The 13,278-nt window shown below is 68.9% G+C and carries 16 protein-coding genes; 7 read left to right on the forward strand and 9 right to left on the reverse strand.

The annotated features are described in order from the left end of the window. Nucleotides 1-9: 9 nt before the first annotated feature. On the reverse strand, nt 10-399 hold the full coding sequence (locus tag NLX85_RS33725; RefSeq protein WP_374628108.1) for a tyrosine-type recombinase/integrase: 390 nt from the start codon (nt 397-399) through the stop codon (nt 10-12). Nucleotides 400-498: 99 nt separating this feature from the next. On the opposite strand from NLX85_RS33725, the gene NLX85_RS18885 reads away from it, so the two are divergent. Then, nucleotides 499-1,383 (forward strand): class I SAM-dependent methyltransferase, encoded by an 885-nt coding sequence (locus NLX85_RS18885; RefSeq protein WP_254336905.1) that lies wholly within the window; start codon nt 499-501, stop codon nt 1,381-1,383. Nucleotides 1,384-1,513: 130 nt separating this feature from the next. Here the strand turns inward: NLX85_RS18885 and NLX85_RS18890 are convergent, their stop codons facing one another. From NLX85_RS18890 to NLX85_RS18900, 3 genes are all read right to left on the reverse strand, one after another. After that, complete coding sequence (locus NLX85_RS18890) at nt 1,514-1,978, reverse strand: VOC family protein (protein WP_254336907.1); 465 nt, start codon at nt 1,976-1,978, stop codon at nt 1,514-1,516. A gap of 22 nt (nt 1,979-2,000) precedes the next feature. Further along, entirely contained in the window at nt 2,001-2,654 is a 654-nt protein-coding gene (locus NLX85_RS18895) for a Type 1 glutamine amidotransferase-like domain-containing protein (protein ID WP_254336909.1), read from the reverse strand. 505 nt (nt 2,655-3,159) lie between these two features. Next, a complete protein-coding gene (locus NLX85_RS18900) occupies nt 3,160-4,395 on the reverse strand; it encodes a WD40 repeat domain-containing protein (RefSeq protein ID WP_254336911.1) in 1,236 nt (411 codons plus the stop codon). A gap of 307 nt (nt 4,396-4,702) precedes the next feature. On the opposite strand from NLX85_RS18900, the gene NLX85_RS18905 reads away from it, so the two are divergent. The 3 genes from NLX85_RS18905 (at nt 4,703) to NLX85_RS18915 (ending at nt 6,796) form a co-directional block, all read left to right on the forward strand. Next, complete coding sequence (locus NLX85_RS18905; protein ID WP_254336913.1) at nt 4,703-5,416, forward strand: DUF2625 family protein; 714 nt, start codon at nt 4,703-4,705, stop codon at nt 5,414-5,416. Between the two features lie 238 nt (nt 5,417-5,654). Then, the gene (locus NLX85_RS18910; protein ID WP_254336915.1) at nt 5,655-5,876 is read left to right on the forward strand and encodes a hypothetical protein; all 222 of its coding nucleotides are present in this window, start codon (nt 5,655-5,657) and stop codon (nt 5,874-5,876) included. Further along, nucleotides 5,873-6,796, forward strand: a complete 924-nt coding sequence (locus NLX85_RS18915) for an AEC family transporter (RefSeq protein ID WP_254336917.1) — start codon at nt 5,873-5,875, stop codon at nt 6,794-6,796. Before NLX85_RS18910 ends, NLX85_RS18915 begins: the two co-directional genes overlap by 4 nt. Before the next feature lie 290 nt (nt 6,797-7,086). Here NLX85_RS18915 and NLX85_RS18920 read toward each other — a convergent pair whose 3' ends face one another. Then, nucleotides 7,087-7,464: an EthD family reductase gene (locus tag NLX85_RS18920; RefSeq protein ID WP_254336919.1), complete on the reverse strand. Its 378-nt coding sequence runs from the start codon at nt 7,462-7,464 to the stop codon at nt 7,087-7,089. Beyond that, the gene (locus NLX85_RS18925) at nt 7,436-8,698 is read right to left on the reverse strand and encodes an HAD-IA family hydrolase (protein WP_254336921.1); all 1,263 of its coding nucleotides are present in this window, start codon (nt 8,696-8,698) and stop codon (nt 7,436-7,438) included. Before NLX85_RS18925 ends, NLX85_RS18920 begins: the two co-directional genes overlap by 29 nt. An 87-nt stretch (nt 8,699-8,785) precedes the next feature. On the opposite strand from NLX85_RS18925, the gene NLX85_RS18930 reads away from it, so the two are divergent. The 3 genes from NLX85_RS18930 to NLX85_RS18940 all read left to right on the forward strand — a co-directional run bounded on the left by NLX85_RS18930 (nt 8,786) and on the right by NLX85_RS18940 (nt 10,632). Beyond that, entirely contained in the window at nt 8,786-9,130 is a 345-nt protein-coding gene (locus NLX85_RS18930; protein ID WP_254336923.1) for a helix-turn-helix domain-containing protein, read from the forward strand. A 78-nt stretch (nt 9,131-9,208) separates the two neighbouring features. Next, nucleotides 9,209-9,775: a carboxymuconolactone decarboxylase family protein gene (locus NLX85_RS18935; RefSeq protein ID WP_254336925.1), complete on the forward strand. Its 567-nt coding sequence runs from the start codon at nt 9,209-9,211 to the stop codon at nt 9,773-9,775. Then, complete coding sequence (locus tag NLX85_RS18940; protein WP_254336927.1) at nt 9,775-10,632, forward strand: PhzF family phenazine biosynthesis protein; 858 nt, start codon at nt 9,775-9,777, stop codon at nt 10,630-10,632. Before NLX85_RS18935 ends, NLX85_RS18940 begins: the two co-directional genes overlap by 1 nt. Before the next feature lie 347 nt (nt 10,633-10,979). On the opposite strand, the gene NLX85_RS18945 is transcribed toward NLX85_RS18940, so the two are convergent. The 3 genes from NLX85_RS18945 to NLX85_RS18950 form a co-directional block, all read right to left on the reverse strand. Continuing rightward, entirely contained in the window at nt 10,980-11,888 is a 909-nt protein-coding gene (locus NLX85_RS18945) for a septum formation family protein (protein ID WP_254336929.1), read from the reverse strand. Nucleotides 11,889-12,319: 431 nt separating this feature from the next. Beyond that, nucleotides 12,320-12,538: a bacteriocin immunity protein gene (locus NLX85_RS33730; RefSeq protein ID WP_374628120.1), complete on the reverse strand. Its 219-nt coding sequence runs from the start codon at nt 12,536-12,538 to the stop codon at nt 12,320-12,322. Beyond that, on the reverse strand, nt 12,501-12,770 hold the full coding sequence (locus NLX85_RS18950) for a hypothetical protein (RefSeq protein ID WP_254336931.1): 270 nt from the start codon (nt 12,768-12,770) through the stop codon (nt 12,501-12,503). Before NLX85_RS18950 ends, NLX85_RS33730 begins: the two co-directional genes overlap by 38 nt. Nucleotides 12,771-13,278 lie beyond the last annotated feature (508 nt).

Here is a 13,278-nt window from a genome sequence, read left to right on the forward strand (position 1 = left end):
CACACACGCTCATCGGCAGAGCCGTGAGCGCTGGCTATGTCCCGGAGGCCATGTACGCGGCGAGGATGTAGTTGGGGTGGCGTCGAGGTTCTTTCGGGCGCTGTCGTAGCGCATGGTGGTTCTCGGGTCGGCGTGGCGGGCGGCGATCTGCATGTCGCGGAGGCTGACGCCGGCGTCGAGCATGGTGGTCACGAACGTGTGCCGAAGCATGTGGGGATGCATCCTCGGCATCCGGATCCCTGCGGCAGCGGCGAGGTGTTTGAGGCGCCAAGTGGCGGAGTGCCGGTCCATCCGCCGACCATGGGTAGTACACCGCGGCGCGCAGAACGAGCTGATCGGCCGGCGTGGTACTGGAGGCGGAAGCAGTATAGGTAGCCATATATCACCGTGCGAAACCACCAGGCATGAACGCCAGCCTGCCCGGTGCGGCTCATCCGAGCGCCGTGGTCAAGGCCTGTACACGGATGTCCGTGTATGCGTCGGGCTTACGATGACCCGGTGGCGACGGACAAGTGGGCCCAGTGGCTCTTGACCCGCCGGGACGGCAACAGCGCGGCCTTGCGTGCCCGCTATGCCCCGGAGCTGGCGGCGTTCCGTGACGGCGTCCTTGAGGGAGCTGGCCTGGCGGCCGACGACGTGGTCCTCGACGTGGGCTGCGGGACGGGACTGATCGGGTTCGGCGCGCTGGATCGACTCGGCCCGGACGGCCGTGTCATTTTCTGCGATGTCTCACTGGATGTGCTCGACGAGTGCCGGCGCACTGCCAGTGGCGACGGGCGGTGCAGCTTTGTGGTCGCGTCGGCCGATGATCTCGCCGGAATTGCTGACGCCTCTGTCGACGTCGTGACTACTCGGTCGGTGCTCATCTACTCCGATCGCAAGGCCGCCGCCTTCGCGGAGTTCTTCCGGGTCCTGCGGCCGGGCGGACGGATTTCCCTGTTCGAGCCCATCAACCGCTTCGTGGAACAGCTACGGCCCGATGATCTGTTCGGCATGGGCGACTCGCCCCTAAACGACCTGATCGCCAAGGTCGCCGACGTCTACCGGGGCACCACCGAGGAAACCACGCGACCGATGATGGACTTCGACGAGCGTGACCTCGTCGACTGGGCGGTGACCGCCGGCTTCGAGGCGGTGGAACTGGACTACCACGCCCAGGTCGACGTACCCGCCGACCCGATCGGGGACTGGGAAACACTCAAGCGCGTGGCACCCAACCCCTTGGTCCCCACCTACGGCGAAGCAATCGCCGCCGCCCTGAACGACGACGAACGCGAGTGTCTCGACACGTACATGACCGCCCTGGCCGCGGCCGGCACGCCAATGCGGCGCACGATGGCCACGGCGTTCCTTCGCGCAGGGCGTCCGCACTGGAACCGCTGAGGACGCACCGCGCCACCCCGCACTCACCGACGCACCGGACACGCGTGTCCGCAAGTCCTGCAAGCCACCCACCGTTAGCGCCCGGACCGCGGCAGATCCGGATACCGAAACGCGGGCCGTGAGCGTGGCATCATGCGACGCAGAACTCGTTGCCCTCGGGATCCTGCATGACGACGTGACCGAGCACGTCGCCGTACCCCTCCTCTCGGACCACCGTCGCGCCGGCGGCGACCAACTCGGGGACTTTCTGCCGGATCAGTCGGGCGCGCTCGACCATGTCCCAGGGGCCTGGACCGGCCACCCGAACATCAATATGCATGCGGTTCTTGCTGGCCTTGCCCTCGGGCACCTTCAGGAAACTGATGGCGGGGCCCCGGCCGTCCGGGTCGATGATGGACGCGCTATCGGGCTCGTCGAAGCCAGATTCCTTGACATAGCCGAGGGCCAGCGCCCAGAACGCAGCGATCCGCTGCGGATCGCCGGCATCGCATCCCAAGGTCCAAAAAGTCGCCATGGCGCCAACATACGAAGGCTGCGACCCGCTGTCATCGGCAGATCCGCGCGCAATCAGCGGCATGAGCGGGTGCTTCGCCACGCCGATCACTGTTGGCCCGCGGCTACGCGGGGAACCGCTTCCAGTGCCCCTCGGAGACGACCTCGACGGTGCCGTCGGTCACCTTGATGGCCGTCTCGTCGTCGATCGCGTACGCCGGACCCGCGATCTCGGCCGCCCATTTCTCGGCACCAGCCATGGTGTTGTCCGGCTCGAGACCCAGGTGCGGGAAGATCGAGAAGTCGACGACCCCCAGTGTGCGGTCGTCGGGCGCGAACTGCCACTCGACGAAGTCCGCACCGATCCGGGGGGTCAGCACCATGCTCCCAGCACTCAACCCCACCCAGACGGTGTCCCGCAGCGACGGCAGGAGGTCCGCCAGCCCGGACTGCCGCATCCAGTGGCACAGGTACGTCGCATCGCCGCCGGCCACGAGCATGACGTCAGCCTCCCGGACCCAGGGGACCCACCGCTCCTCGCCGATGCTGGGCAGCGCTGTCAGCTCGAGGACGCCCAGCGACTTCCAGCCCAGGCCGCACATGGGTAGCGGCGTCTGACCGGTGATGAAGCGCCAGGCCGAGGCCGGCCCGCCCATGGGGTGGACCGCCGTAGGGATGCAGAGGGCACTGGATTCGGCGATCGGCTTGCCCAGCAGGTCGACCAGCGCATCGCGGATGCTCGGGTTCTGGACGCCTGCGGACGTGAGAAGAAGCTTCACGCTTGCCTCCTGTACGTAGAGGTGCTGAAACGCTCTCCCCGAGAGTCGGGAAAGGGGTGCACGGGAGTACAGACTGGACACCGTAGCGAAACTCATCGCCGTTGCGACCCCTCAAGCCCCCCGCACGCACATCGGCAGAGCCCTGAGCGAAGCCAGCGCACGTACCGCTCGACGTCCATCCGCGCCACGGCGAGCGGATCAAGGGCCTGGTTGGTGCACCAGCGGAAGAAGACTCGCAGGTCGGACTCAGTATGGACGCGAGTTCCCACGGTAGCGGCCCAGAAAGGCGGCACCGCGGCACGCAGAATGAGCTGATTGGTCGGTACGACGCTGGAAGCGAGAGCAGGAGAGGTAGTCATACATCACCGTGCGTCACCAGCAGCGATGCACGCCGGTCCGCCCAGAGCGGCAGATCCGTGCACCTGGTCCTGAGCCTTGCATTCCCAGGGTCTCGCTGAATCGAGGCCGAGCGAGGACGCGGGTTGCCTCGAGATGCGCCGATAGGTCAGGGCGGGCTGGGCACGTGGTGCACGGACAGTTGACCGGTGTCGCCACCGCAAGCGAGCAAGGTGCCGTCGGCGGAGAAGGTTACGCGGTGGGTGCGGCCGGTGTGCGACGGTGCCAGCGCCATCGGTGAGGGCTCGCCGTTAGGCAGGTGCAGGCTGGCGCCGAGACGGCCGCCGATGGCGAGGAGATCTCCGTGTGGGGAGTACTGCCAGCTGAAGCAGGTGCCGTAGCGGTCGGTGCGGTACGGGTCGGGCACGGCCCAGGCGAGGGTGTCGCCGTTGACGGGCAGGGCGAACGGTCCCTCTGCGAAGCCGCCGGTGGCGAGAAGGAACCGTTCGGTGGGGTCGAATCCCAAGTGGCCGATCCCGGTGCGGCCGGTCGTGCTGGTGAACGGGAACGGGAATCGGGTGTTTTGCAGTAGCCGGCCGGTGTCGACGTGCCACAGCTGCACCGTGGAGTCGTGCACGCCGTAGGCGAGGGCAAGCAGCCGCCCGGAGGGCGACAAGGCCCCAGCGCGGCACTCGGGTTGGTCGGCGGTGTGCAGCACCAGCACGTCATCGCCGGTGCTGGTGGCACGGACACGGACCCGGTCATCGGTGTCGAACAGAAGCAGCCGCTGCCGGGTGCCGTCCTGGACCGGCCGGGCGCAGAAAGGGTTGAACCGAGCCGTGCTGAACTGCTCATAGCGTGCGAGAACGCGGGTGGTGCCGGTGCTGAGGTCGAGGTGACGCGTCTCGCCGTTGAGCGTGTACACCAAGCCGGTGCCGTCGGCATCGAACAGCACGGTGTGGATGAACGTCTGCCCCCCGCGGCCGGTGCCGGCTGTCTCGGTGTGCAGGAGTCGGCGCCGGCCGGTTGTGACGTCGACGAGGTGCAGGTCAGCGCCGTAGGCGTCACGGTGCAGCGAGGCAACTGCGAGGGTGTGGCCGTGTGGATGCAGGTCGAAGGTCTGTGGGCCGTCGCGGTTCGGCGGGGCGCAGCGTAGGACGAGCTCCCCAGGTGGGGTGCCGGCCGAGTCACGGACGAAGACGTAGCCTTCGCGCATTCGAGTGGCGGCCTCACGTGCGAGGGCATCGCGAGCGGCCTGCAGGTTGGGGAAGTCGCGGGCACTGTGCCGACCTTTAGCGCTGCCTCGCCATGAGCGGCGTAGCAGACGGGCGCCATCGACCGCGAGGTGCAAGTGTCTGGGTGTCGGAGGGTCCGGATGGGTGAGCAGCAAGTCCTCGGTCGGCACGGGCGGACTGTAGCGGACCACCGGCCGCATCCAAGCCCAAGACTGCTAGGCCGTCGAGCGGGGCAACGTGCTCTCACACCGACCATCCGCTTCTCGGCAGTTCAGGATGCCGGGCACCACGGGACGCCGAACACCGAGCGTGACGGCTCGTCGTCTACCTGCGCACGGACGGCGGCAGATGAGGGCGTCCCCCGCACGACCCCACGAACCAACTCCACCTGGTGGCAGTCCGGCTCTGCTCAACCGGGGCCAGCGGGTCAGCGGGACACACTTCGCCGGCGTGCAGCGGCCGAGGCATGATGATCGGATGCGCACCGTAGAGGAGCTGACGGCTACATCCGATCCTGCGTGGCCAGCGCTCGAAACGGAACTGCTGTCGAATCCGCACATCAACATCTTGCCGGTCTCTGCAGCCGCCGGGCGGGACAGCCTGTACCGCCTGCAGGTCTCCACGCGGTCGCGGCTGGGCGCGTTGGCTTTGCACACCGGTGGTCTGCTAATCGACGGTGGCTGGCTGCGTGTGCTCGGCGGCGGTGGTGAGCGCGGTCTGCCCTCGCTGGCGGAGGTCAACGGGCTGCCGGGCGATGAGCAGGCGCCTGCGGCGCTGGTGGTCGGCTACGACGTGCTCGGCGGACGGTTCGAGGTCAACGGCCCCGATCCGGCGACCATCGGCCGACCCGGGGAGCCCGGCGACGTGTGCTACTTCGGGCCGGACACGTTGGAGTGGGAGTCCCTCGGCGCTGGTCACGGTGCCTGGCTGTCGTGGATCGCCGAGGGCGGTACCGGCCAGTTCTACGAGTCCCTGCGCTGGCCGGGCTGGCAAGAGGAGACACGTAAATTGCCCTTGTCGCACGGCATGACGGTCTACCCGTTTCTGTGGTCGCGCGAAGCGCACCAGGACCTCGCTGGCACCACCCGGCGGCCGGCCCCCATGGACGAACTGTTCTCGTTACAAGACGAGTTCGCTGCGCGGTTCGCCGCGGAACCAGACACCTCGGCGGCACACATCCGCCTCGTGTAAAGCGGCCAGCGTCGACACCCACAGCCTGATTCCCAACGATGCACTCTCAGCAACGATGGACTCTCATCGGGCGCGTCCGGGCGTATCGGCGACAGCCGATCAACTACCGAGAGCCACGCCCGGTCGGCGGCAGATGTGCACGTCGGGGATGACCCCGTGAAGCTGCGGATGAGCGGGATGTTTGCTCGGTCCGGACGGGGTGCGAGGCTGAACGCGTGGCTTCGCGACCGACGTACACGTGGACAACCCCCGGCTGCCCGGCGGCTTGGTACGCACCGTGGACGCGTCGGTGTATCTGAAGACCAGCCAATGCGCCGTGGAGTGTCACGGAACCGGGCTCACCCTGCGGCAGGTCGATGACATCCGCGCCCAGGTGGAGAACGTCGCCGGGTTTCTCGACCCGTACGCCCGCCAGTCCCTGAGCCGGCGCGACGCCCGCCCGCCGGTCACGCCCGCATGAGCTTGGTGTCGGCGTTCGTACCGATCTGGATCCTTACCGCGGTCGGCTACGCGGCCTGTCGTTGGGGCCTGCTGGGCGAGGCGGTGGCGTCGGTGCTCGGCCGCTTCGTGTTCCACCTTGCGATGCCGTCCGCCCTGTTCCTGGCCCTGTCCCGAATGCCGCTTTCCGGGTTCGCCGGCCGCTCGCTGCTCGCCTTTGCCGTGAGCACTGCCGCGGTCGTCGGGTTCGGGTGGGTCGGCGCGAGCCGGCTGTTCGGTCGCAAGCCCGGCGAACGGCCGATCTGGGGCATGGCCGCCGGGTACGTGAACTCGGCGAACCTCGGCATCCCGATCGCAACGCAGGTTCTCGGCAGCGTGTCGTTCCTGGCGGAGGTGGTGCTGCTGCAGGTGCTGGTGGTGACGCCCGTGATCCTGGTCGCCCTGGACCGGCACAGCGACCCGGCCGGGCGGGTGCGGGTCCGCCGTATCGCCTCCCTGCCGGTACGCAACCCTGTGATCCTGGCGTCGCTGCTCGGTGTCGCGTGCTCGGCTGCCGGCCTGCATCTGCCGTCGGCGGCCGGCGCGTCGCTCACCCTGCTGGCGGGTGCCGCGGTTCCGGCCGCCCTGGTCGCGCTCGGCGCGTCGCTGCACCGCACGGCGCCGGCGCGGGCAGAGCCGCCCGAGCCGGCCGAGCTGGCCGTGATCACCGCGCTGAAGCTCGTCGCACAGCCGGTCATCGCGTACGCGGCCGGGCTGGCCTTGCACCTGTCCGCGCCGCAGTTGCTCGCCGTGGTGGTGTGCGCGGGCCTGCCGACAGCGCAGAACACGTTCATCTTCGGCCAGGAGTACGGCGTCGGCGAGGCGGTGGCCAACCGGGCGGTGGTGGTGACCACGACGCTGTCGCTGGCCACCCTGGCCGCGGCGGCGGCGCTGCTCGGGTAGGTCCGTCAGGTGACTCGTCCAGCAATCATGGTGAGTCGCGCCTTGACCTTGTTCAGTCTGGACGTTGCACGCCTTCGGAAAGCGTGCGGTGGGGGCCGTCGCTGCTGATCACGGATCGCTCGGTCGAGCGCGCTCGCCGGCAGCGGGCCGTGTGCTGTGTCGGGTCGGCACGGACGGCCCAGGACGTTCGGCCGATCGTCGACGGCCGCGGTGTCGGCCCGCCGGGGCTGGCGCGTTGGTGCTGAGGCCACCGGTGCGCTCCGTGGATACCGGGCGCCAAAGTCCCAGGTTCAGGCGGTGCCGTGCTGCACCGGATAGTGGATGACGACCACACCGCCGGTGGCGTAGTTGGCGACATCGGCGGTCACTTGCCGGCCCTGTGGCGACGCCCTCGCCGCGGTCATTGCCGCGGCGTCGGCGAACTCGGCTTCGAAGACCGCGAAGTACGGCGTCTCTCCCTGCGTCGCTGCCACGTCGAAGCTGTAGCGCCACGCCAGCAGGCCGGGCATGCGGGCGACCAGCGGGAGGTGGTTGGTGACGTAGTAGTCGCGGAAGTGGTCGGGATCGGCGGGTTCGGGATACAGGACCAGCAGCTTGTGAGTCGAGCCGTTCGAGTCGGAGCACGGGAGGCCGCCAGAATCAGCGAGTCGTTCGGGTCCCTGGTGCATGGGTGTGTCCTTCCAGCCAGCCGGTGATGAGTGGGACGGTGTCACTGAGGGTGTCGACGCGGTGGTGTGCGCCGGCGAGTTCGTCGTCAAGGTGGGTGGTGCGTACCGCGACCACTGTCATGCCGGCGGTTCGGGCTGCTTCGACGCCGGCGGGAGCGTCCTCGATGACCAGGCAGTCGGGCGCCGGCACGTCGAGGAGCTGAGCCGCGCGTAGGTAGCCCTCCGGATCCGGTTTGCCGCGGCGGACCTGGCTGCTGTCGACCAGGACCGGAGGGTCGGGTAGCCCGCCTGCGCGCAGGCGTTGCAGGACGGTGGGCGTTCGGCCTGAGGTCACGACGCCCCACCGCCGGTCCTGCAACAGGCGCAACACTGCGGCGGCGTCCGGGTACACGGGAAAGCCGTCGCCTTCGTTCGCCATGAATTCCCGGATCAGCGAGTATTCGGCGGCGGCGTCGAGGTGTGGCGCTACGGCCTGGATGGTGTCGACGGGCCGGCGGCCGTGGGTGTGCGACCAGACCAGGTCCGGGTCGAGGTTGCGGTGGTCGGCCCATCGGCTCCAGATCCGGTGGTACGCGGGGTAGGAGTCGACGAGCACGCCGTCGGCGTCGAACAACACCGCCTTGTCGTTCGTGCCCGAACCGATGTCGTGGAGGTGATGGAGCCCTTCGTGCGCGGCCTGCCGAACCATCCACAGGACGGTGCGGCGTTCCCCGGGGAGCCGGACAGCTGTCCGGCTCCACTGCGGTTCGCTGATCTCACTCGTGAGGGCGGCGAACCGGTCGGCGTTCCGTTCGAGGTCCAGCAGTACGGCGGCCGGCGGTTGCTGGTTGTAGGCGCGCTGTGCAGCGCGCTCGTCGTTGCGCATCGGCTCGAGCGTGGGCTCGTGCTCGGTCAGCGCGCTGCGAACCCGGGTGTCGTAGACATCGTAGACGTCGCGGACATGGCAGGCGTACTCCAGCGCCGACCACACCCCGGAGGCGGGCCGCCGACGCAGGACGTCGACGGACAGGTGTTGCAGCCGGCGGCGGTACTGCGCGGGATGGCTGCGGATCAGCCCGAGGGCCGCAGACGGGGTCAGGTCGCCGTATCGCAGACCACACGACTTGCAGAAGTGGTCCTCTTCCGGCAGGGGTGGAAGGGCCATCACGCCGCCAGGGCTGGGCAGCAGGCCGACCGTGGTCGCAGCCTGCTCGGCCAGATCCCTGGTTGTCCCGGGTAGCGGTAAACGTCTCACGAAGCCATCCCCGTCGCTTCGGAAATCGAATCAACGCAGTGGACGCTACTGTATCGAAGACAGAAGCATCAAGAGGGGGCACAGGCGATGACGGCACCCAGGCCGGGCCGGCCGGTACGCGGATCGAGCACCGGGCGACCCCTCATGGCCGCCCTCGACCTGTTCGGCCGCCGCTGGAACCTGCGCATCATCTGGGAGCTGCAGCACGGGCCGGTCGGGTTCCGCGCGTTGCAGCAGCGCTGCGACAACATGTCCTCCAGCGTTCTGCGGCAACGGCTGACCGAACTCCTCGACGCCCACCTCGTCGCCCAGCAGCCGGACACTGCCTACACGCTCACCGACCTGGGCCACGGCGTCTACCAGGCATTGCGCCCGCTCGCCCGCTGGTCCGACGCGTGGGCCTCGGCCCTGGGCGAGAACGGCGAACACTGAACCCCTGAAGCACCGCCCCTGGCGCTTCGGAAACCAAATCGCTACGGTGCTTCTGAATCCGAATCGCCTGGAGGGGTTATGGCCCGTATCCCAGCGCTCGAACCGCCATTCACGCCAGCTGTGGCGGCACAACTCGCCACGATGATGCCCGCCGGCATGCCTCCGATCGGCCTGTTCCGGACGTTCGCCAAGAACTTGCCGATGACCGTCGCGCTGAGCAACTGGGGCAGGTACGAACTCGGCCGCGACCTGACCCTGACACTCCGCGAACGGGAGATCGTCATCCTGCGCACCTGCGCACGCTGTCGCTGCGAATACGAGTGGGGCGTCCACGTGATGGTCTTCGCTGACCGTGCTGCGCTCACGCCAGCCGAGGTCACCTCGCTCACCTGCGGCTCCCCTGACGATCCCTGCTGGACGGCCGGCCGCGAAGCCACGCTCATCCGGATGGTGGACGCCCTGCACGACTCGTACGACATCAACGACGCACTGTGGCGATCCGCGCAGGAGTCGTTCGACGAGCGGCAACTGCTCGACGTGCTCCTGCTGTGCGGGTGGTACCACGCGATCTGCTTCGCCGCCCGCGCCGCTCGCGTCGACCTCGAGCCTGGTGCTCCCCGCTTCGCCGACGTCACACCCACCTGATGGCCGGCCCACCGGTGGCCGTGGTGAACGCCTGCACCCGCGACGGGCAGGGCGGCAGCCCCACCGCGGTCGTGATCGACGACGCCACCCTCACCGACGGCGACCGGCACGCCATCACCCGCAGGACCGGCACCTCCCACACCGCGTTCATCGACACCGGCACAGCGGGCACGCCCACGGTGCGCTTCTTCACCAGCGCCGGAGAACTCACGAACTGCGGCCACGGCACCATCGCCGCCCAAGCCGTCCTGCTGCACCGCAGCGGCGCCACCGAGCACCACGGGCGCCAGCGCACCGCAGGCCGCACCTTCGCCACGACCGCCATCCGCCGTCGCGGAGGCGTTGAAGTCTGGTTCGACCAAGGCGCCATCGCCCTGGCTGACGACGGCGACGCCACCGGTGGTGGCATCATCGCGGCCCTCGGCCTGCAACGAGCGGACATCGCCGCCGGCGTACGAGTCGCTTCGCCGGGCACGCCACGACTGCTCGTCCCCGTCCAGGATCACGGGACGCTGCAGTCCATGCAGCCCGACTTCGATCGGCTCGCAACCGAGTGCCGGCGACTCGGGTATCTCGGCTGCTTCACCTACGCACTCTCGCCGACCGCGAGAACGGCGGCAGCCCGCATGTTCGCCCCCGCGATCGGAGTCAACGAGGACATCGCGAACGCCAACAGTGTCGGCTGCCTCGCCGCCCACCTCCTCGACACCTCCGGCAACGGCGACATCGAAGTCCACCAGGGTGACACACTCAACAGGCCATCATCGATCTTCGCGAGTGCGACCCGTACCGGATCCGGCATCGTCGCGAGAATCGGCGCAGTGGTCGACCTCGCCCCGCCCATCGTGCTCGGCTGAAACATCAAGCGATCCGCGCTCGAGCGACTTCCTTTCCTGTCGATAATCGGATGCACGGTCATCGGCACGTCCGGGCGGCATGCGGCAGGCGTGACGGGGAGTTGGTCGCCCCGGACGCCTGCCCGTGCGAGGCTGCTATGGCCCCAGCTAAAGAAGCATCTGCGGCACGGGATCCGTGCAGGCTCAGGTGCCGGTGCCGGTGCTGAGGATTCGAGCGCGAAGCACCCCCACGCCGAACGCCAGGCCGCTGCGACCGAGCGCGATGGTGGGGCACCCGTCGATGGTCGACGGCCGGACCGGCCCGGCTCACCCGATTCTCCCCGCCTGCCTCCGCCGGCGCACCGCGTTCAGCGGACTGGCAGCGCCTTCGTGCCACCTCCCTTGATCGAGTGGGTCACCTTCGGACCCCCCGACCAGTAGAAGCAGCGGATCCCCCGGTCACCGCGCGCCCATGCCTCCGCGGCCGGCACCAGGTACGAGGTGCCCGTCCGGTAGCGCAGCACGCCGTCGACCGGGACCTTCGCGTACTGGGCCACGAGGGCCCGGCACTTCGCGTGCACGCCGTCCTCGTCGCGGCCCGCGTCCGCGTACGGGGTGTCGGGCGCCATCCACGAGCCGACGTACTCGAACGTGTGCGGCCGGGCGCAGGCGGTCTGCTCGAAGGCGCCGTACCGGTCCTCGTTCAGGCACCCGAAGGCCAGCGGTGACGGGCCCTTCAGCGCGTCCCGCAGGCTGCCGGTGTGCTGCACGGGGTGGTCGTCCGGATGCCGTTGCGCGGAGCCGCCGTCGGCCGTGTCCAGCTCGAAGACGTCGCACCGGAACCAGCGACTGCCACCCTGCCACCCGCCCGGGGACGGGGGCGCGACCTGCACCGTCAAGCGGGCGCCCCGCCAGTCGCCAGCGACAAACGTGGTCGCCTTCGCGTCGCATTCGGCAAACGCCGGTCGCAGCACCGCCGAGCCCACCGGCGGCGGGGTTTCCCGTTCGGCTACCGCGCCGGTGAACGTGCCCAGGTAAAAGGTCTCCAGCAGGTGCTGCCGCGTGCAGTCGACCGGCTGGTAGCTGGTCAGGTAACTCGACGGGCCGGGAATCACGTGGCAGTCGCCCACCCTCGGGGTGAACTGCACGGCCGCCGCGGCGGGCCGCCAGTCGTCGGTCAGGTCGCCGTCCAACCCGGCCGGCGCTCCGCACCCCGCCATCGCCGTCGCCGTCCCGGCCAGGGCGGCCACCGCCACCCGTACCCGCCACCGTCGCATGTCACCCTCCCCGTCGTGCCGGCGCAGCATATGCCACCCGGAGGCAACGCCAAGCTCCCCGTCCGTCGTGCGACATCCAGCGGAGGCCAGGCGCTGAGAGGGCGCGGGCGGCCCGTGACGACCCCGACGGCGAACCGCTCAGGGGCGGTCCCGGTCTTTCGTCACACCGCATGCTGACCACTCCCGCCCCGCGCAAGACGCTGCAGCCACTTACCTGGCTGCTCCCCACGTGCTTCCCGATCCCCGGCGGGGCGGCCGTAGCGCCCCCGGCACCTAGCGCTCTACTTCGCCGCTTCGCCGCGCTTTCCAAGGTGCAGCACGAGCGTCTTGTCCCTCAGCGAGACCGATGGCCAAGACGGCGGCCATGGGTCGGCGGCACGAGTGCACGCCGGCTCGCCGAGGACAAGCCATCGAGACGGCAAGTGGCGTTGTCACAACGCGATGGGTCGATAGCTCAAGGTGGCGTCGACGATGTCCGCCGGGGACGCATCGGCCAGCTCCGATGGTGGAAAGAAGATCAGACTGCTGACTCGTGGGTGCAGGACGTGGCTGTGCAGCAGGCGAACGTAGTAGTCGGTGCCGTCGTCGGCGCGCTGTATCCGGCGGACGATCTCAATCAGCTCGTCGGGGGTGACGTTCTCGACCTTCAGCGAAGCGGGTCGGGTGCCTCGATCGCAAAGTCCCCGACGTTACGAGACTTCCATAGATGCGGAAGTCGTAGGCGGTGTAGGCGTGGCCGGTGCCGGCGTTGAACGCGGCGATTGCCGAGTCGGCCGACTCGCCGCGCTCCAGCAGCTTTGCGATGGTCGCTTTGGCGGTAGATAGGTCGGCGATGCGTTGCTCCGGGGCCACCGGCGGGCAGAGTTCAGGACGCAGCTCCATCCAGACAATGTCTGTGGACCGACCGGCATAATCTCCTCGGCGCACCGACCGCCCATCAGCAGTGAGCGGAGGCCGTCGCCCGCCTGACACTCGGAGCCAGCATGGCAGACGCCTTCGGATCCGCCGAAGTGGTCACCGTTCAGGAAGCCCTGGTCAAAGGTTTGCCGGTGGGATTCGGATCTCAGCTCACGGGATCCATACCGACGCCACCACAACGGCAACCAAAGCCGTACATCGATGCGGCATGGTCCTCGTGATCAGCGTCGACAGGCCTCAGGTCGACAGCCGGCACCAGCCAGGCGGGAGCAGCGAACCCTGACCACTTCGGTCTTCTCTGGGAGGTCTCGCCGCACCGCTCGACCGCATCACCGCAGGTCAAAGCCCTCGTCCCCATCCGGGTCGGCGTGCACTTCGGGCGCGGTGACCACTTCGCCAACTTGCACCCAATCTGCTCCCACCTGCAAGGCGAGCCCATCCAGTGGTTCCTTACCGCCGCCACCTGCGCACA

The organism is Micromonospora sp. A3M-1-15, assembly GCF_024213425.1.
GTDB classification, from domain to species: Bacteria; Actinomycetota; Actinomycetes; order Mycobacteriales; family Micromonosporaceae; genus Micromonospora; species Micromonospora chersina.